Source organism: Hydrogenophilus islandicus (genome assembly GCF_054657095.1).
This window is the reverse complement of sequence record NZ_BAAHXE010000004.1, coordinates 32,812-50,173: the sequence shown is the minus strand read 5'-3', so window position 1 is coordinate 50,173 and position 17,362 is coordinate 32,812. Positions and strand designations below refer to the sequence as shown.

Annotated in this window: 18 protein-coding genes; 13 read left to right on the top strand and 5 right to left on the bottom strand. The window is 64.9% G+C overall.

The window, feature by feature from the left end:
• Nucleotides 1–4: 4 nt before the first annotated feature.
• From ACYQ6T_RS02490 to ACYQ6T_RS02480, 3 genes are read right to left on the bottom strand one after another with little or no spacing between them, the layout of a single operon-like run.
• A complete protein-coding gene (locus tag ACYQ6T_RS02490; RefSeq protein WP_459827138.1) occupies nucleotides 5–340 on the bottom strand; it encodes an AzlD domain-containing protein in 336 nt (111 codons plus the stop codon).
• Nucleotides 333–1,070 (bottom strand): AzlC family ABC transporter permease, encoded by a 738-nt coding sequence (locus tag ACYQ6T_RS02485; protein ID WP_459827135.1) that lies wholly within the window; start codon nucleotides 1,068–1,070, stop codon nucleotides 333–335. The genes ACYQ6T_RS02490 and ACYQ6T_RS02485 overlap by 8 nt, the downstream gene beginning before the upstream one ends.
• Nucleotides 1,024–3,039, bottom strand: coding sequence for a helix-turn-helix domain-containing protein (locus ACYQ6T_RS02480; RefSeq protein ID WP_459827132.1), 2,016 nt, complete (start codon nucleotides 3,037–3,039; stop codon nucleotides 1,024–1,026). Before ACYQ6T_RS02480 ends, ACYQ6T_RS02485 begins: the two co-directional genes overlap by 47 nt.
• A gap of 122 nt (nucleotides 3,040–3,161) precedes the next feature.
• Here ACYQ6T_RS02480 and ACYQ6T_RS02475 point away from each other — a divergent pair, with 122 nt between their 5' ends.
• Entirely contained in the window at nucleotides 3,162–3,443 is a 282-nt protein-coding gene (locus ACYQ6T_RS02475) for a type II toxin-antitoxin system Phd/YefM family antitoxin (protein ID WP_459827129.1), read from the top strand.
• Nucleotides 3,427–3,705 (top strand): Txe/YoeB family addiction module toxin, encoded by a 279-nt coding sequence (locus ACYQ6T_RS02470; RefSeq protein ID WP_459827126.1) that lies wholly within the window; start codon nucleotides 3,427–3,429, stop codon nucleotides 3,703–3,705. Before ACYQ6T_RS02475 ends, ACYQ6T_RS02470 begins: the two co-directional genes overlap by 17 nt.
• A 43-nt stretch (nucleotides 3,706–3,748) precedes the next feature.
• On the opposite strand, the gene murI is transcribed toward ACYQ6T_RS02470, so the two are convergent.
• Both murI and queG read right to left on the bottom strand, forming a co-directional pair.
• The gene (murI, locus tag ACYQ6T_RS02465) at nucleotides 3,749–4,648 is read right to left on the bottom strand and encodes a glutamate racemase (protein ID WP_459827123.1); all 900 of its coding nucleotides are present in this window, start codon (nucleotides 4,646–4,648) and stop codon (nucleotides 3,749–3,751) included.
• Between the two features lie 4 nt (nucleotides 4,649–4,652).
• On the bottom strand, nucleotides 4,653–5,744 hold the full coding sequence (gene queG / locus ACYQ6T_RS02460) for a tRNA epoxyqueuosine(34) reductase QueG (protein WP_459827120.1): 1,092 nt from the start codon (nucleotides 5,742–5,744) through the stop codon (nucleotides 4,653–4,655).
• Nucleotides 5,745–5,762: 18 nt separating this feature from the next.
• Here queG and tsaE point away from each other — a divergent pair, with 18 nt between their 5' ends.
• From tsaE to folE2, 11 genes are read left to right on the top strand one after another with little or no spacing between them, the layout of a single operon-like run.
• Nucleotides 5,763–6,242, top strand: a complete 480-nt coding sequence (gene tsaE, locus ACYQ6T_RS02455; protein ID WP_459827117.1) for a tRNA (adenosine(37)-N6)-threonylcarbamoyltransferase complex ATPase subunit type 1 TsaE — start codon at nucleotides 5,763–5,765, stop codon at nucleotides 6,240–6,242.
• Nucleotides 6,239–7,609: an N-acetylmuramoyl-L-alanine amidase gene (locus tag ACYQ6T_RS02450; RefSeq protein ID WP_459827114.1), complete on the top strand. Its 1,371-nt coding sequence runs from the start codon at nucleotides 6,239–6,241 to the stop codon at nucleotides 7,607–7,609. Before tsaE ends, ACYQ6T_RS02450 begins: the two co-directional genes overlap by 4 nt.
• Before the next feature lie 52 nt (nucleotides 7,610–7,661).
• The gene (locus ACYQ6T_RS02445; protein ID WP_459827111.1) at nucleotides 7,662–8,597 is read left to right on the top strand and encodes a bifunctional riboflavin kinase/FAD synthetase; all 936 of its coding nucleotides are present in this window, start codon (nucleotides 7,662–7,664) and stop codon (nucleotides 8,595–8,597) included.
• Between the two features lie 15 nt (nucleotides 8,598–8,612).
• Nucleotides 8,613–11,450: an isoleucine--tRNA ligase gene (ileS, locus tag ACYQ6T_RS02440; RefSeq protein ID WP_459827109.1), complete on the top strand. Its 2,838-nt coding sequence runs from the start codon at nucleotides 8,613–8,615 to the stop codon at nucleotides 11,448–11,450.
• Nucleotides 11,441–11,974: a signal peptidase II gene (gene lspA / locus ACYQ6T_RS02435; protein WP_459827107.1), complete on the top strand. Its 534-nt coding sequence runs from the start codon at nucleotides 11,441–11,443 to the stop codon at nucleotides 11,972–11,974. Before ileS ends, lspA begins: the two co-directional genes overlap by 10 nt.
• The gene (locus ACYQ6T_RS02430; protein WP_459827105.1) at nucleotides 11,971–12,405 is read left to right on the top strand and encodes an FKBP-type peptidyl-prolyl cis-trans isomerase; all 435 of its coding nucleotides are present in this window, start codon (nucleotides 11,971–11,973) and stop codon (nucleotides 12,403–12,405) included. Before lspA ends, ACYQ6T_RS02430 begins: the two co-directional genes overlap by 4 nt.
• 2 nt (nucleotides 12,406–12,407) lie before the next feature.
• Nucleotides 12,408–13,358 (top strand): 4-hydroxy-3-methylbut-2-enyl diphosphate reductase, encoded by a 951-nt coding sequence (gene ispH / locus ACYQ6T_RS02425; protein ID WP_459827104.1) that lies wholly within the window; start codon nucleotides 12,408–12,410, stop codon nucleotides 13,356–13,358.
• A complete protein-coding gene (gene xseB / locus ACYQ6T_RS02420) occupies nucleotides 13,351–13,647 on the top strand; it encodes an exodeoxyribonuclease VII small subunit (RefSeq protein WP_459827102.1) in 297 nt (98 codons plus the stop codon). Before ispH ends, xseB begins: the two co-directional genes overlap by 8 nt.
• On the top strand, nucleotides 13,628–14,518 hold the full coding sequence (locus ACYQ6T_RS02415) for a polyprenyl synthetase family protein (protein ID WP_459827270.1): 891 nt from the start codon (nucleotides 13,628–13,630) through the stop codon (nucleotides 14,516–14,518). The genes xseB and ACYQ6T_RS02415 overlap by 20 nt, the downstream gene beginning before the upstream one ends.
• Nucleotides 14,519–14,529: 11 nt before the next feature.
• On the top strand, nucleotides 14,530–16,416 hold the full coding sequence (gene dxs, locus ACYQ6T_RS02410) for a 1-deoxy-D-xylulose-5-phosphate synthase (protein ID WP_459827100.1): 1,887 nt from the start codon (nucleotides 14,530–14,532) through the stop codon (nucleotides 16,414–16,416).
• 58 nt (nucleotides 16,417–16,474) lie between these two features.
• Complete coding sequence (folE2, locus tag ACYQ6T_RS02405; RefSeq protein WP_459827098.1) at nucleotides 16,475–17,296, top strand: GTP cyclohydrolase FolE2; 822 nt, start codon at nucleotides 16,475–16,477, stop codon at nucleotides 17,294–17,296.
• Nucleotides 17,297–17,362: the final 66 nt, after the last annotated feature.

Here is a 17,362-nt window from a genome sequence, read left to right as displayed (position 1 = left end):
CCGTTCAGCCCCCAAGTCCGGCTCGAACCAGACCATAAGTGAGTGCGCCCACCAGGGTCGCCACCGCAAATCCCCCAAGCCTCCTTTTCACAGCCACTACGGCGCAGAGGCCAGCCGCGACCGCCATCGCGTGGCGGCTTGTGCCGTTGAGCAGCTCAGGTACCAGCGACGCGACGAGGAGAGCAGCGATCGCAGCAGGACCGATCGACACGAAGAACGGCTCCCACCACCGGAAATCGGTTCGCTTGGAGGTATTTTTTTGCGCTCGCTGTAGCGGGATGAAGCGCAGCAGGAAGGTTCCCAAGCCTGCCGCAATGATGAGCCAAACCGCGTCATTCATATCGAGGTCTTCTCCAGCTCACACTGAGCGCTCCGGCGATCATGCCAATCAGGATCGCCTGGTAAGTGGGAAGCGCAAGCAGCGCGATTGCTGTTGCGGCAGCGGCGACGAGTATAACGATGCGCCCATCGCGCCTTGCCATCTCCAGCAGCAGCGCCATAAAGAGTGCCGGCAGCACGAATTGAAGAGCGTATTGCGCCCAGCTTGGCAAGTGTGCGAACTGTGCGCCTGACGTCACACCGATCGCGGTGCCCCCGACCCAGGCTGCGTAAGCGCCCACTTGCAGCCCAAGGGTCCAAGCCTCCCGCTCGCGCTCGGGAATCTGGTCGAGCAGTGCGAGAGCTGTAACAAACACCTCGTCGGTGAGCCCAGCGGCCAAGGCCCCGCGTGGCAACCGCGATGCCCCACGGGGCAACTTGCGCGCGAGCGCCGGTCCATAGAAGAGGTGCCTGGCGTTCATCAGCAGGAGAGTCAGGAGAGTCCCCAGGAAACCGGCTCCTGCAGTGAGCAGCGACACCAGAACGAACTGGCTTGCCCCGGCATAGATCAGAGCCGACGCCAAGAGAGCGGCGAGCGGCTCCAGCCCAGCCTGCACCGCAACGAGGCCGAACGAAATGGCAATCGGAATGTAGCCCGATGCGATCGAGACGCTAGCAAACAGCCCTCTCGTGAAGGCGCTGCGGTCAGGGTCGGTGAAGCGACGCCGTACACTTGCGAAACGCGAAGACATGTGTCCCTCCATCCCACTCGTCTGCTCCGGACGTTGCGAAGACGCGCCGATGAGTGACGAGCTCGAAGCCAGCAGCCTGAGCCATGGCGACCAGGCGCTTGGGATAGGTCTTGCGCTCGATCTCATAGTCAAAGCCGGCAATCATGGCCTCGAGCTCCAGCGCATAGAAGCGCACGAAGGCACCGATTACCGATCGTGCCTCTTTGGTGCGGCGCGTTGAACTGACCATCGCAGAGAGGTCGCGGCACCGTTTCACTGCCGCGCTCGTTTGACCATGCGTGGCGAGCAGGACCGCATGAACCAGACCCTCACGCATCTGGCGATAGAGGTGAGCGTCCGTCGTCTCTTCTTGTGGGATCGGGAGCGCGTCCACACACGCCATGGACGCCAGAATGTAGGCCGCGTGGTGGCAAATGAGCGCGGTGTTGCGGCTGTCGCGGTCGGAGAAAAAGGGGAGCAATTCGTCGGCAATGCATAAAATTCCGTCGTCACTCAGCAGGCACCAAGCTTTCTGCAGCATGAAGGCTGTGTTGCAGTGATGCGCCGAGCCCACGGAGGTCACGACGGAGACCGGCTCCGCCGGAGCATCCAGTTCGAGAAAGTTCTGGCACACGCACTGCACGCGCGACAAACCCTTGGTGTTGTCCAGCAGATAGGCAAACGCTGTGCTGTCCGGCTCGACGGCGATCACTCGCAGGTCAGGCAACAACTCGAGCAGCATCAAAAGGGCCGCTCCAGGGCCGCTGCCGACGTCGATCGCAAGACCCCCTGCGCCTTGCAGGTCCAACGCCAGTATCTCTTGGGCGAGCGCAACGACCTGGCGTGCATAGGCGGGGTGCAAGAGCTCATAAGCGTCGTAGTGATCGACGTTGATTCTGCTCGCGAAGTCATCGTCTGCCACTCTGCGCATCGGATGCAACAGTCGCTGGGAACGTAGGCCCAACTGGCGGGGGAGCATCAGATGCCCATGCTGCAGGGCAACCTCCGAAGCGAGCGTGGCAAGCGTCCATGACGAACCGCTGGCCAGCGATTCCAGAATGGGCACTGCCTCCTGTTGCAGTGGCACGAGCTCCTGTTCGGCGACGGCGGCAAGGCGGATCGCCAACTCCAGGATCGGCGTTCTGGCCGTCGGCTGTTGCGCGTCGCCCCGGAAGGCGCTGGTATAAATACGAGGCAGCAGGGCCAGCCATGCACCTCGATCATCCTCGTCGACAAAAGCAAGGAGCGGCCAGCGCTCACCCAACTCTTTGGAGAGCCCCAGGTGCTGTGCAAGCGTTTCACGATCGGCATCCCGGCCGCGAAGTCGCAGGAAAAACCCCATACAGCCTTGCGCCACCTCGACGGCAGCCAAATCCACGAGGGCGCGAAGACCCTCCCACTCTTCCTGGGTTCGCGGGTAGTCGCGTACGACGGTGCACCCCGGAACACCGTCGGCAGCCCCGGGATACTCGACAAAGACGATCGCCGAAGCGTCGCCATTGAGCGCGGCATAACTGTGCTCGACATCTGCCTTGAAAAAGTGGCTTTGACCCGAACGGAGGAGCACGGTTTGTGCCGCCTCACCGACCAGCATTTCGCCACTGAGCACGATCACGCGCTCGTGGACCCCGGGGGGATGGGCGCTGGAAGTGCGGCGATACCCCGCTGCGATGGTCATCTCATAGACCTCGATTTCGGGACTGGTTCCGTAACGTCCGATAAAACGGACTCTGACACCAGTTCTTTGAGCGCTAGAGGATGAGTCCCCAATGGTGTCGACCCCCTCAACCAGAGTGCCAAACGGGGTCTCCAAGGCATTAGCGATCGCCCATAACGTCTCAATGGTCGGATTTCCTTGACCGCTCTCGATCAAATAGAGCGTTGATTTGGCGATTCCCGAGCGTTGAGAAAGACCGGAGAGGGTTAGCCCGCGCTCCATGCGAAGCTTTTGAATATTTCGTGCGAGCGGAGGGAGGATAGCAGCATTCATGGCTGCACATTATAACAGACTTTTGTTCGTTATATACAACTCATCGGTCTGCAGATCGACCAGCGGTGATGCGTTCCTGGCATCTGTTGTACAATATCCTTGTTCAACTCAGGAGGTGTGCGATGACCATCGAAACCACCTACAGCCAGGCACGGGCCCAGCTCAAGACACTACTGGATCGCGTGGTTGATGACCGCGAAGTGGTCGTGGTGCGCCGCCGTCGTGGCGGGGCTGTTGCCTTTGTTGCAGCCGACGAGCTGCAAAGTCTGATGGAGACAGCCCATCTGCTCCGCTCGCCAAAGAACGCCGAGCGGCTGCTTACGGCACTTGCGCGCGCTCGAGCAGGGGAGGTCCAGCCGATAACGCTCGATGAGCTCGAGGCGCGCTATGGCCTCCAGACGTGAGGCGCCGCGCCTGGCGGTATTTCAACCCGAGTTCCTTGAGGACTTGAGTTACTGGATCGCTACCGACCGGCGCACGGCACAACGCTTGCTGGAGCTCGTCAAAGCGATCCTCCGCGATCCCTTCACCGGTATTGGTCATCCCGAGCCGCTCAAGTACCTCGGCTCTGACGTCTGGTCACGCCGCATCAGCCAAGAGAACCGCTGTGCCTATCTGGTGAAAGACGATCGGGTCGAGTTTCTGCAAGGGCGCTACCACTACTGACACCCCGCCGTGGACACCCCCGTTGCACCGCGAGCCCGTCGCCTCAAGTACGGGATGATCCCTGTCCGAAGTGCGGTAAAGCCACTGACTTCGCCCCCCCCTCCTCCGGCAGGGTCACCTGCGCTACCTCAGGAAGTGATCGCGCGAGGAAGCGCTCGGCGAGGGTGTGAAAACGGGGAGGCTTGTCGGAGACAAAGAAGCGGTGGCGGGGGGCGGTGGCGGCGCTGCGTCTCAGCCCCTGCGCGTCGAGCACCTCGGCTGCCGCCTCGGCCACTGCCACAGCCGAATCGATGAGCGCCACCTCGGGACCCGCGACACGGCGCAGCAGCGGTTTGAGGAGGGGATAGTGGGTGCACCCGAGGACCAAAGCATCGACGTTTTCTGCTGCCAATGGCCGGAGGTATTCGCGCGCGACCGCTTCAGTCACCGGGTGGTCGACCCAACCCTCCTCAACGAGCGGGACAAAGAGGGGGCAAGCCCAGGCGTGGACCCGCACGTCAGGCGCGTAGGCGTGGATCTGACGGGCGTAGGCGCCGCTGTCGACGGTGGCGAGCGTTCCGATCACCGCTACCGCGCGATTGCGGCTCACCGCAGCGGCGGTTCGCGCTCCGGCGTCGATGACGTCGAGCACCGGCACGTCGCCCGCAAGCGTCCGCACCACGTCAGCGGCGACCGCCGCCATCGAGTTACAGGCGATGATGAGGAGCTTCACCTGCTCGGCAAGGAGAAAACGGGTAATCTCGGCAGCGTAGCGGCGGATCGTTGCGGCCGACTTCACCCCGTAAGGGACCCGCGCGGTGTCGCCGAAATAGACGATCGGCTCAGCAGGGAGCCGCTCCATCACCGCTCGCGCGACCGTCAACCCCCCCACGCCCGAATCGAAAATGCCGATCGGGGCGTCGCGCTTGTCGTCTGCCTTCATCGTGCCCGTATCCCGCATCATCCCTCTACGGGTAAAGGGCCGATTCTACCTGAGTCGGGCGTACTCTGTGGCGAGCAAGAGCCCACGCGACGTGCTCGCGCACGAGCGGCGACGGGTCGTCACGGCGCGCCTCGAGCGCAGCGACGACCGCTCCGGTCGTCGGGGCATTACCGAGCGCCACAGCGAGGTTGCGCGACCACCGCTCGTAGCCGATCCGCCGCACCGGGGAGCCGGCAAAGCGGTCGGCAAAGTCGCGTTCGCCCCAAGCGAAGAGCTCGACCAGGCGGGAGGCATCGAGCCCGTGGCGCGGAAGAAACTCGGGGTGGGGTGAGGAGACGGCAAAACGGTTCCACGGGCAGAACAACTGGCAATCGTCGCACCCATAGACGCGGTTGCCGATGAGCGGACGCAGCGCTTCAGGGATCGCACCGGGGTGCTCAATCGTGAGGTACGAAATGCACCGCCGGGCGTCGAGCTGGTAGGGGGCAACGATCGCCTGCGTCGGGCAGACCGAAAGACAGCGGGTGCAGCGGCCACAGTGGTCCGCCACTGGGGCATCGACCGGGAGCGGCAGGTTGGTAACGATCTCGCCCAGGAAGAAGTAAGAGCCCTGCCGGGTGAGGAGCAGGGTGTGCTTCCCCCGCCACCCGAGCCCCGCGCGCGCGGCGAGCGCCACCTCAAGGAGCGGCGCCGAATCGACAAAGACTCGGCCAGAGTGGTCGGGCGCAAGCGTTTTGAGCTGGGCTTCAAGCGCTGCGAGGCGTTTACGCACCACCTTGTGGTAGTCGCGCCCCAACGCGTAGCGGGAGAGGTAGGCGCGCTCGGGGTCGGCGAGGACTCGTTCGGCTGCTACCCCCTCTTTGGGCCAATAGGGAAAGAGGAGCGAAATCACCCGCTGCGCCCCGGGGACGAGCATGGCGGGGCGGGCGCGCACTACCCCCCACTTTGCCATATAATCCATTTCGCCGTGAAAACCGCGCTGGAGCCACTCCTCGAGTCTCGGCTCCTCAGCGGAAAGGTCGATGTCGCTCACCGCGAGCGCCGCAAAGCCAAGCGCCACTGCGGCGTCGATGAGTTTCGCTTTGACCTCTGCCCAATGGCGAGCCGCTTCGTTCATCCCCGCAAAGCCTGGATCATGAATGCCACCCCCCCTGTAACTGCCGAAAGGCTCCTTCCTACTGTCGATGACACCGAATCGGTGGCCGCAGCACTCGCGCCCCTTTTTGCCGCGACGCGCGGTGTGGTCACGCTCGAAGGGGGACTCGGCGCGGGTAAGACCACCTTCGTCCGGGCGCTCCTCCGGGCGCTAGGCCACCGCGGCCCGGTCAAAAGCCCCACCTACACCCTCGTCGAACCCTACCCAGAACTCACGGTTCCAGTTTATCATTTCGACTGCTACCGTTTCGCCGATCCGGAGGAGTTCCGGTGGGGCGGATTCGAAGAGTATTTTCAACCGGAAAACCTCTGCCTCGTCGAATGGCCCGAAAAAGCCCACCCCTACCTCCCGCCGGCCGATTGGCATCTGACGCTCACGATCGAACCGTCGGGTGCGCGGCGCCTGCGCCTCACGGCGCTCTCCCCTGCCGCCCAGGCCGCGTGGGCGAAACGGCAGTGACTCCGGCCCTCACACGAGACGGTCGCGCGCCGGACCCGTCGCGGCGCAAGCTCCTCACCCGCTCGTTTTGCTTGGCCGTCGTCACTTGGCTTCCCGCAGGCACCCTCTTTGCCGCCAACTCACCGCGGATCCTCGCGGTGCGCGCTTGGCCTGCCGAAGAGTATACGCGGGTGACGCTCGAAGCCAGTAGTGCGCTACAGCACGAGGCGTTTCTGCTCGACGCTCCCCCACGGCTGGTGATCGACCTCAAAGGGGTCGCAGTGCAAACAGTACTGCGGACCCTGACCGAGAAGATCGCCGCTGACGACCCCTACGTCGCTGCCGTTCGCGTCGGGCAATTCAACCCTGAGACAGCCCGCTTGGTCTTCGATCTCAAGCAGCCGGTCAAACCGCAGATCTTCCTTCTCGAACCCGCCACCCCCTACCAATACCGCCTGGTGATCGACCTTCGACCGGAACAAGCGCGCGACCCCGTAGCCCAGCTCCTCACGGAGCTTCAGAAGCGGCGCGCCGGCGCTGAGGTCGCGGAGATCACTGAGACCCCGCCGCGTCGTCCTCCCGAAAGCACCCCGCCGCGCGAACGAGACGCTGCCCGCTCTTCTTCTCGCGGACAACCCCGTGACGACCGTGACGCCCCTTACGTGATCGTGCTCGATCCTGGACACGGCGGCGAGGATCCCGGCGCGATCGGACGCAACGGCACGCGAGAAAAAGATGTGGTTCTCGCGGTGGCCCGGCGCGCCAAAAAGCGGTTCGACGCCGACCCGAAGGTTCGCGCAGTGCTCACCCGCAACGACGACTACTTTATTGCCCTGGGCGAACGGGTCCAGCGGGCACGCCGCGCGATGGCCGACCTCTTCATCTCGATTCACGCCGACGCCTTCATCCGTCCCGACGTCGCCGGGAGCTCCGTCTATGTGTTGAACGACCGCGGCGCGTCGAACACCGCCGCCAAGTGGCTTGCACAGAAGGAGAACCAATCGGACCTGATCGGCGGTGTGCAGCTCGCGGCGCGCAGCGACCACGTTGCCGCAACGCTCCTTGACCTCTCGATCACCGCAACCCGGACCGACTCGCAGCGGCTGGCGCAATCGCTCCTCACGGAACTGAGCCACGTGAGCCCTCCCCACCGCCCCGACGTCGACGCCGCGAACTTCGCGGTGCTCCGCAACCCTGACGTCCCGTCGGTCTTGGTGGAACTCGCGTTTCTCACCAATCCCGTCGAAGAGCGGCGCCTTGCCGACCCCAGCTACCAAGAGCAGCTCGCTGAAGCGCTCTACCGCGGGGTCAAACGCTACCTCGAGCGGCATGCCCCACGACCGCGCGCGGTGATGCTCGCAAACCGCCACCCAGAGCCTGCCGGTTAGGTAGAAGATTGTCGGTATAATCGCTTTTTTCCAAAGTGGTGCTCGGGGGACGATGCGCATCCTGCGGGGTCGCGCGCCCAGCGCTCAGCCGCTGGCGCTCACGATTGGCAACTTCGATGGCGTCCATCGCGGACACCAGGCCCTTCTGCGCTTGGTCACCGAACGCGCGGAAGAGTGCCACTTGACCCCGGCCGTCCTCACCTTTGAGCCCCACCCCCGTGAGCGCCTGGCGCCCGCCAGCGCCCCGCCGCGCCTCACTCCCTTGCGAACGAAAGCGGCGGCGATTGCCCAGGAAGGGATCGCACAGCTCCACATCCTCCCCTTCACTCGGAGTGTGGCGCAGTGGTCGTCTGAGACGTTCATCACTTACCTCGTCACGACGCTCCAGGTCCGCCATCTGGTGGTTGGCGACGACTTTCGCTTCGGAGCCCACCGCTCAGGGAACCTCGAGACGCTGCTCGACGCAGGCGAGCGGTTCGGTTTCACCGTCGAGGCGATGCCGACGCTGACCTGGGGAAGCGAGCGGGTGAGCTCAAGCGCGGTGCGCGCAGCGCTCGCCGCCGGGAATCTCCGCCACGCCGCGGAACTCTTGGGGCGTTGGTTCTCGGTGACCGGGCGAGTCACTCGCGGCGCACAGATGGGACGAACCCTCGACGTCCCGACGATGAACCTCCGGTTACCGCCCCGACAAGCGGTGCCCTTCGGCGTCTTCGTCGGATGGGTGAGCGGGGTCAGCGCCCAACCCGAACCGGCGGTGATCAACGTAGGGGTGCGCCCGACTGTGGCCGCATCCCACCCACCCACCGTGGAAGCCCACCTGCTTGCGTGGCGGGGGGATGCCTATGGTGCCCGAATTACGGTCCATTTTGCTGCGAAGCTCCGGGAAGAGCAGCGCTTCGCGTCACTTGCAGCGCTCAAGGCGCAGCTCGACGACGATATCGCTGCCGCGCGCCGTTGGCACACCGCGCACGATTTTGAACTGTTTTGAATGAGGAGTTGCTCGATGTCGGACGCAGAAGGCTACCGCAAAACCCTCAATCTGCCGGACACCCCTTTTCCGATGCGCGGGGACCTCGCGAAACGCGAACCGGGGTGGGTTGCCGCGTGGCAGACGAAAAAGCTCTACGAACGGATCCGCGAACGGAGCCGGGGCCGCACGAAGCGGTTCGTGCTGCACGACGGCCCCCCCTACGCCAACGGCGACATCCACATCGGCCACGCAGTCAATAAGATTCTCAAAGACATCATCGTCCGCTCGAAGACGCTCGCCGGTTACGACGCTCCCTACGTTCCCGGTTGGGACTGTCACGGGCTGCCGATCGAACATCAGATCGAAAAGCGGCACGGCCGGGGGCTGCCCGGCGACGAGGTGCGCCGCCTCTGTCGCGCCTACGCTGCCGAGCAGGTCGAGCGGCAAAAGCGCGACTTCATCCGGTTGGGTGTACTGGGCGACTGGGAACACCCCTACCTCACGATGAATTTCGCCAACGAAGCGAACGAGATCCGCGCGCTCGCGAAACTCGTCGCTGCCGGTTTTGTCGTCCGCGGCCTCAAACCGGTCCACTGGTGCTTCGATTGCGGTTCGGCACTCGCGGAAGCCGAGATCGAGTACGAAGAGCGCACCTCCCCTGGTATCGACGTCGCCTTTCCTCTGGATGAGGCCGACCGCCCCCGGCTGCTGCAGGCGTTTGGGGTCACCGTGCCTCTTGATCAGCCGATCACTGCGGTGATCTGGACCACCACCCCGTGGACGATCCCAGCCAACCAGGCGCTCAACGTCCACCCGGAGTACCGCTACGAGCTGGTCGCCACGCCCAAAGGGGTGCTGATCCTTGCCGCCGAACTCAAAGAGGCGGCAATCGCCCGCTACGGCTTTGCTGCGGACGCAGTCCAGACGCTCGGGGCGTGCCAAGGGGCGGCGCTTGCCCGCATCCGTTTTCGCCATCCCCTCTACGACCGCACCTCGCCCGTCCTTCCCGACCCCTACGTCGAACTCGCCACCGGTACCGGCATCGTCCACTCGGCCCCCGCCTACGGTGAAGACGACTTCCGCGTCTGGATCGCCGCCGGGTTTCCGCAAGAGGCGATCGTCAATCCCGTCCAGGGGAACGGCCGATTCGACCCGGAACTCCCCCGCTTCGGCGGCCTCTCGATTTGGGACGCCAACCCGAAGATCATCGACGCGTTGCGTGACGCCGGAGCGCTGCTGGCCCACGCGCCGATTCGCCACAGCTACCCCCACTGCTGGCGCCACAAAACGCCGACGATCTTCCGCGCCACTGCCCAGTGGTTCGTCGCGATGGACCTGCCGCGCCCCGACCCAACGAGGAACGGCCAGCTGACGACGCTACGCGACCGGGCGCTCGCCGGTGTCACCGCCACCCGCTTCTACCCCTCGTGGGGACAGCAGCGGCTCCACGCGATGATCGCCAACCGCCCCGACTGGTGCATCTCGCGGCAACGCCACTGGGGCGTGCCGATCCCCTTTTTCGTCCACAAAAAGAGCAGCGAACTCCACCCGCGCACCGTCGAACTGATGGAGGCGGTGGCCCAGCGGGTCGAACGGGAGGGGATCGAAGCGTGGTTCGCGCTCGACCCCGCAGAGCTTCTGGGGAGCGACGCGGCCGACTACGAGAAGGTCACCGACACCCTCGACGTCTGGTTCGACTCGGGCACCACCCACCTCCACGTCCTGCGCGGCTCCCACCCGGAACTCGGGCACCCGGCGGCGATGTACCTCGAAGGGTCGGACCAGCACCGCGGCTGGTTCCATTCGTCGCTCCTTACCGGCTGCGCGATCGACGGCCGCCCCCCCTATGACGCGCTCCTCACCCACGGCTTCGTCGTCGATGGCGAAGGTCGGAAGATGAGCAAGTCGCGCGGCAACGTCGTCGTTCCGCAAGAGGTGTGCGACACCCTCGGCGCCGACATCCTGCGCTTGTGGGTCGCGAGCACCGACTACTCGGGCGAACTCACCATCTCGAAAGAGATCCTGCAGCGGGTGGTCGAAGTCTACCGCCGCCTGCGCAATACGCTGCGCTTCATGCTCGCCAACACCGCCGACTTCAACCCTGAACGCGACGCGGTCGCAGCTGACGCGCTCGTTGATCTCGACCGCTGGGTCCTTCTTGCCGCGCAAGAGGCGCATGAGAAAATCGCCGCCGACTACGAAGCGATGGAGTTTCACCGCGTCGTGCAGACCTTAATGCACTTTGCCTCGGAAACCCTCGGCGCCTTCTACCTCGACGTCCTCAAAGACCGGCTCTACACCACCCCCGCGAAGGGCCACCCGCGCCGCAGCGCCCAGACCGCGATCTACCACCTCCTCCACGCCTTTGTCCGTTGGATGGCGCCCATTCTCCCCTTCACCGCCGAAGAGGTGTGGCAGCATCTGACCAACGACCCCGAAGAGAGCGTAATGCTCCACACCTGGTACGAACTCCCGGCGATTCCCGACGCCGCAGCGGTGCGCGAGCGGTGGCGGTTGGTAGTCGAGACGCGGGAGCTCGTGACCAAAGCGATCGAAGCGAAACGCGCCGCAGGCGAAATCGGCCCGAATCTCGAAGCGGAGATCACGATCTACGCGCATGGCGCCCGCTACGCCGCGTTAGCCGCGCTCGGGAACGAGCTCCACTACCCCTATATCGTTTCACGCGCCGAAGTGGTCGAAGTGTCCGACGTCAGTAGCGAGCGGGTTGAGGTCCGCCGCCCCCCCCACCAAAAGTGCGCCCGTTGCTGGCACTTCGAGGCCGACGTCGGGAGTGACCCCGACCACCCCGCGCTCTGTGGCCGCTGTCGCAGCAACCTCTTCGGTCCAGGAGAGGAGCGCCGGTGGGCGTAGCACGGGTCGTCGCGATCGCGGCGCTCACAGCGCTCCTGGACCAGGCGAGCAAAGCGCTCGTCGCCGCGACGCTCGCGCCGGGGGAGACGCTCGTCGTCACCCCCTTTTTCCAGCTTGTTTCGGTCCATAACCCCGGCGCCGCGTTCAGTCTGCTCGCCACCGCCCCCGGCTGGCAGCGCTGGTTCTTCCTCGCGGTGGCACTCCTCGTCACCCTTTGGCTCCTCATCGAAGCGCGTGCCACCCAGATGCTACGCCTGCACGCCGCCTATGGCCTCATCATCGGCGGGGCGCTCGGTAACGCCTCGGATCGCCTTGTGCACGGCGCCGTGCACGACTTTCTCCTTCTCCACTACCGCGCGTGGCACTGGCCGGCGTTTAACCTGGCCGACAGCGCGATCACCGTCGGGGTGCTCCTCGTTCTCTGGCACAGCTGGCAGAACCGCGGCGACTCCGCCCAGCCGCAGACGCCTACCGACGTCCAACCGCCGACCCCTTCTTCCCCTCCAACCGGAACCGAGCGATGAATCACCCCCCGCAAACCGTTCTTCCGCACCACCTCGTCACCCTCCACTATCGTATCAGCGTCGGGGGCGTCCCGATGGTGAGCACCTTCGAGGCGACGCCGGCAACGCTCCAGCTCGGTGACGGGACGCTCGCACCGCCGCTTGAGCGGCGGCTGTTGGGCCTTCCCGTGGGGAGCCGACACACCTTCACCCTCCCCCCCGAAGAGGCGTTTGGCCCGCGTCGTCCCGACCTGATCGAACGGGTTCGCCGCGCCGACCTCCCCGACGACGCAGCTGAAGTGGGGACGATTCTCTCGTTTGTCGCCCCCGACGGTTCGCGCTATCCTGGCGTCGTCGTCGAACTCGACGACGAATGGGGTGTCGTAGACTTCAACCACCCTCTGGCAGGCAAAACCATTCAGTTTGAAGTCGAAATCATCGGAGTCTGCTGAACGTGAGCGATTCAGTCACCGCTGCACCCCAAGTGGCGCTTCTGGCTAACCCGCGCGGCTTCTGCGCGGGCGTCGACCGCGCGATCGCGATCGTCGAAGAGGCGCTCAACCGCTTCGGCCCCCCCGTCTGGGTGAGGCACGAAGTGGTCCACAACCGCCACGTCGTCGAAGCGCTCAAAGCGCGCGGTGCGCGGTTCGTCGAATCGTTGCGCGAGGTCCCTGAAGGGGCGGTGGTGATCTTCAGCGCCCACGGGGTCGCGCAAGCGGTTCGTGAGGAGGCAGCGCGCCGGCGGCTGCGCGTCCTCGACGCCACCTGTCCGCTCGTGACAAAGGTGCACCTCGAAGTCCAGAGGCTCTACCGCGCCGGCTACCAGATCGTGATGATCGGCCACGCTGGCCACCCGGAAGTGGAGGGGACGATGGGGCAGGTCCCCGACCGGGTGTGGCTGGTCGAAGACGAAGCCGATGTAGCGAATCTCCCTGAGCTGGGCGAGCGCGTCGCCTACGTCACCCAAACCACCCTCTCGGTCGACGACGCCCGCCGTATCGTCGCCGCGCTCACCGCCCGTTTCCCCCAGATCGTCGGTCCGAAAAAGGACGACATCTGCTACGCCACCCAAAATCGCCAAGACGCCGTGCGCGCGCTTGCCGCCCGCTGTGACCTCGTGCTCGTGATCGGCTCGAAAAACAGCTCCAACTCCAACCGCCTGCGCGAAGTGGCGGAAAGTTGCGGCACCCGCGCCTACCTCATCGACGGCGCTGCCGATATCGATCCCGCGTGGCTGGTTGGCGCGCGCACGATTGGCGTCACCGCCGGCGCGTCGGCGCCTGAAGCGCTCGTGGAAGAGGTGGTCGCCCGGTTGCAGGCGCTGGGTGTGGCCACCGTGCGCGAAAACGAGGGGATTCGCGAAACGGTCCATTTCCCGCTACCCAAGGAGCTTCAAGATGAGTGACCCAGCAACCCTCACCCCCGACCAGATCGAACGGCTCGACTTCGAAGGGGCGCTCAAGCAGCTCGAGGGGATCGTCGCCGCGCTCGAAAGCGGCCGTCTGCCTCTGGAGCAGGCGCTCGACCGGTATGAGACCGGTGTGCGGCTCGTGCAGCGGTGCCGCGCCCTCCTTCAGGCCGCCGAAGAGCGGCTCACCCGCATCGAAGCGCTCCACCGCGAGACGACTCAGAAAGAGGCCGCCTCCGCGCAACCCGAGAACGGGAACGATGACTTTGACGACATCCCGTTTTGATCCCGAACGTTTCGAAGAGGCCCTCGCGGCGGCGCTCGCCACGAGCGGCAGCCTCAGCGCGCGCCTTGCGGCAGCGATGCGCCACGCGCTCCTTGCCCCGGGGAAACGGCTGCGGCCCCAACTCGTCTTCGCTGCGGGGGTCCTCACCGACGCCCCGCCCGAGGCCCTCACCCCTTTTGCCGTCGCGGTCGAGCTGATCCACACCTACTCGCTCATCCACGACGACCTTCCGGCGATGGACGACGACGCGCTGCGCCGCGGGCAACCGACAGTGCACGTCGCCTTTGACGAAGCGACCGCGATTCTTGCCGGCGACGCGCTGCAGGCGCTCGCGTTTGAGATCCTCGCGGCAACGCCCGAATTGACGCTCGAACAGCGGATGCGCCTCGTCGGGTTGCTCGCCCGCGCCGCGGGCGCTGCCGGCATGGTCGGCGGACAAGCGCTCGACATCGAAGCCGAGCGGCAGCTGAGCCCCGCCGAGGATCGGGGCGTTGCGCAGCTCGAGCGGCTCCACCGCGGCAAAACCGGTGCGCTCATCGAAGCAGCGGTGATCGGCGGAGCGCTTTGCGGCCCGCGGGTGAAGCGCACACTCATCGAAACGCTGGCCCATTTCGCCGCCCACTTGGGGCTCGCGTTTCAGATCGTCGATGACCTGCTCGACACCTCTGCCGACGCCGCTACCCTCGGCAAGACCCCCGGAAAAGACGCCGAGCGGGGGAAGCAGACCTTTGTCACCCTCTTGGGCGAGCGCGCTGCGCGGGCGCGCCTTGCTGAACTGCAACGAACGATCGACGAGGCGCTCACCCCACTCGGCCCCAAAGCGGCGGCGCTCGCAACGGTCGCCCGGCAGGTCATCGAACGCAACCGATAAGGGGCGCTGCCATGGACGCCACAACCCTTGCCATCCGCTTTCCGCTCCTTGCGCGCATCGACTCCCCTGAAGATCTGCGGCGTCTTCCCCGCGAGCGCTTGACGGAACTCGCCGCGGAACTGCGCGCTTTCATCCTGGAATCGGTCGCAAAAACGGGCGGGCACCTCGCCTCCAATCTCGGCGCGGTGGAGCTCACGATCGCCCTCCATACCGTCTTCGACACCCCCTTCGACCGGCTCGTCTGGGACGTCGGCCATCAATGCTATCCCCACAAAATCCTCACCGGCCGCCGCGACCGCTTCGCGACCCTGCGGCAGTTGGGCGGTATTGCAGGCTTCCCCAAACGGGATGAGAGCCCCTACGACACCTTCGGCGTCGGCCACTCCTCGACCTCGATCTCGGCGGCGCTCGGCATGGCCGTCGCGGCCCACGCACGCGGTGAAAAACGCCACGTCGTTGCGGTGATCGGCGACGGCGCGATGTCGGCCGGTATGGCCTTTGAGGCCCTCAACAATGCCGGCGAATGCAAAGCGCTCAACCTCACGGTAGTGCTCAACGACAACGAGATGTCGATCTCGCCGCCCGTGGGGGCGCTCACCAAGATCCTCGCGCGGCTCCTCACTGGCGAACCCTACCGGACAGCCCGCGAAATCGGCTCGACGCTGCTGGCTGCAGCGCCCCCGCTCAAAGCGATCGCGCGCCGCGTCGAAGAGCATATGATCGGGATGCTCACCCCCGGCACCCTCTTTGAAGAGTTTGGCTTTCGCTACGTCGGCCCGATCGACGGGCATGACCTCTCGGCGCTCATCCCGACCCTGGAAAACATCCGCGACAGCGGCGGGCTCAACTTCGTCCATGTCGTCACGAAAAAGGGACAAGGCTACAAACTCGCCGAAAGCGACCCGGTCCGCTACCACGGCGTGAGTCGCTTCGACCCGCAAGCAGGACTCCCCGAGCCGGGAACCGCTGAGCAGGCCGCGCTCACCTACACCGAGGTCTTTGGCCGTTGGCTCTGCGCGATGGCCGAACGCGATCCGCTCCTCATCGGCATCACCCCGGCGATGCGCGAGGGCTCTGGCCTCGTCACCTTTTCTGAACGCTTTCCCGACCGCTACTTTGACGTCGGCATCGCCGAACAGCACGCCGTCACCTTTGCCGCGGGGCTTGCGTGCGAAGGGTTTCGCCCGGTGGTCGCGATCTACTCGACCTTTCTCCAGCGCGCCTACGACCAGCTGATCCACGACGTCGCGCTGCAAAACCTCAACGTCACCTTCGCCATCGACCGCGGGGGGCTGGTGGGTGCCGACGGCCCCACCCACCACGGCGCCTTCGACCTTTCCTACTGCAGCTGCATTCCCAACCTGATCGTGATGGCGCCGTCGGACGAAGCCGAATGTTGGCGGCTGCTCACCACCGCCTATCTCTACGACGGCCCCGCCGCCGTCCGCTACCCGCGCGGCACAGGGCCGGGGGCGAAACTTCCCGAGACCTTCGACCCCCTGCCGATCGGCAAAGCGCGGGTCGTCCGCGAAGGGAAAGGGTTGGCGATCCTCGCCTTCGGTGCGCCGCTTGCCGCCGCGCGGCCGGTTGCTGAGGCGCTCGACGCCACACTCGTCGACATGCGCTTCGTCAAACCGCTCGACGTCGACCTCGTCAGCGAGCTTGCCGCCACCCACGACCACTTCGTCACCGTCGAGGAGAACGCGGTCTTGGGCGGTGCGGGGAGCCAAGTCGCGCAGCTTCTCTCTGCCCGCCCCCAGCCGCCGCGGGTGCTCTGCCTCGGGTTGGCCGACCAGTTCTATCCCCACGGGGAACCGCAGAAACTCCTCGCACTCGCCGGGCTTGATCGTCAGAGCCTTATGACGGCGATTGCAAATTTCTATCGAACCGCACCTTGACATTTCCCTCTAAGCGGGATAAAACCAAGCAAAATGCTCAACAAACAAGGAAAATCCCATGAGTGAGAGCTCGACCCTACCGCCACTCCCCGACGTCGCCCACGACATGCCCGACGTGCAGGGATCGACCGATGACCGCAACCTCGACATCGATCGCGTCGGCATCAAAAGCATCCGCCACCCAGTGCGCGTCTCTGACCGCAGCGGTGGCGTGCAGCACACCGTCGCCACTTTCAACATGTATGTGGGGCTTCCTCGCCATTTCAAAGGGACCCACATGTCGCGCTTTGTCGAAATCCTCAACCAGCAGGAGCGCGAACTCTCGGTCGAATCGTTCGAACCGATGCTGCGCCACATGGTTGAGCGGCTCGAAGCCGCGACCGGCCGAGTCGAAATGACCTTTCCCTACTTCGTCCTCAAAAAGGCTCCCATCTCCGGCGTCGAGAGCCTGATGGACTACGACGTCACTTTCATCGGCGAGATCGACGAAGCGAGCCGCTACCGCTTCACCTTGAAAGTCATCGTTCCCGTCACCTCCCTCTGCCCCTGCTCGAAGAAAATCTCCGAGCGCGGCGCCCACAACCAGCGCAGCCACATCACGATCGCTGCCGAACTCGCTGACCACGTCTGGATCGAGGAGCTGATCGACATTGCCGAACAAGAGGCGAGCTGCGAGCTCTATGGGCTGCTGAAACGCCCCGACGAAAAATATGTCACCGAGCGCGCCTATGACCACCCCAAATTCGTTGAGGATCTCGTGCGCGACGTCGCCGCCCGCCTCAACCGCGACCGACGCATCACCCGCTACGTCGTCGAATCAGAAAACTTCGAATCGATCCACAACCATTCGGCCTACGCGCTAATCGCTGGCCCGCGATAAGTTGCTTCACGATTCCCGAAAAAGCGACAACCCACAGTTCAGATTTTTGATTCAGCAAAAAACCGG

What these genes read in the sequence shown, in the direction of transcription:
- ACYQ6T_RS02490 (WP_459827138.1), bottom strand. Translation starts at nt 340, where the DNA reads ATGAATGACGCGGTTTGGCTCATCATTGCGGCAGGCTTGGGAACCTTC.
- ACYQ6T_RS02485 (WP_459827135.1), bottom strand. Translation starts at nt 1,070, where the DNA reads ATGTCTTCGCGTTTCGCAAGTGTACGGCGTCGCTTCACCGACCCTGAC.
- ACYQ6T_RS02480 (WP_459827132.1), bottom strand. Translation starts at nt 3,039, where the DNA reads ATGAATGCTGCTATCCTCCCTCCGCTCGCACGAAATATTCAAAAGCTT.
- ACYQ6T_RS02475 (WP_459827129.1), top strand. Translation starts at nt 3,162, where the DNA reads ATGACCATCGAAACCACCTACAGCCAGGCACGGGCCCAGCTCAAGACA.
- ACYQ6T_RS02470 (WP_459827126.1), top strand. Translation starts at nt 3,427, where the DNA reads ATGGCCTCCAGACGTGAGGCGCCGCGCCTGGCGGTATTTCAACCCGAG.
- murI (WP_459827123.1), bottom strand. Translation starts at nt 4,648, where the DNA reads ATGATGCGGGATACGGGCACGATGAAGGCAGACGACAAGCGCGACGCC.
- queG (WP_459827120.1), bottom strand. Translation starts at nt 5,744, where the DNA reads ATGAACGAAGCGGCTCGCCATTGGGCAGAGGTCAAAGCGAAACTCATC.
- tsaE (WP_459827117.1), top strand. Translation starts at nt 5,763, where the DNA reads ATGAATGCCACCCCCCCTGTAACTGCCGAAAGGCTCCTTCCTACTGTC.
- ACYQ6T_RS02445 (WP_459827111.1), top strand. Translation starts at nt 7,662, where the DNA reads ATGCGCATCCTGCGGGGTCGCGCGCCCAGCGCTCAGCCGCTGGCGCTC.
- ileS (WP_459827109.1), top strand. Translation starts at nt 8,613, where the DNA reads ATGTCGGACGCAGAAGGCTACCGCAAAACCCTCAATCTGCCGGACACC.
- ACYQ6T_RS02430 (WP_459827105.1), top strand. Translation starts at nt 11,971, where the DNA reads ATGAATCACCCCCCGCAAACCGTTCTTCCGCACCACCTCGTCACCCTC.
- xseB (WP_459827102.1), top strand. Translation starts at nt 13,351, where the DNA reads ATGAGTGACCCAGCAACCCTCACCCCCGACCAGATCGAACGGCTCGAC.
- dxs (WP_459827100.1), top strand. Translation starts at nt 14,530, where the DNA reads ATGGACGCCACAACCCTTGCCATCCGCTTTCCGCTCCTTGCGCGCATC.
- folE2 (WP_459827098.1), top strand. Translation starts at nt 16,475, where the DNA reads ATGAGTGAGAGCTCGACCCTACCGCCACTCCCCGACGTCGCCCACGAC.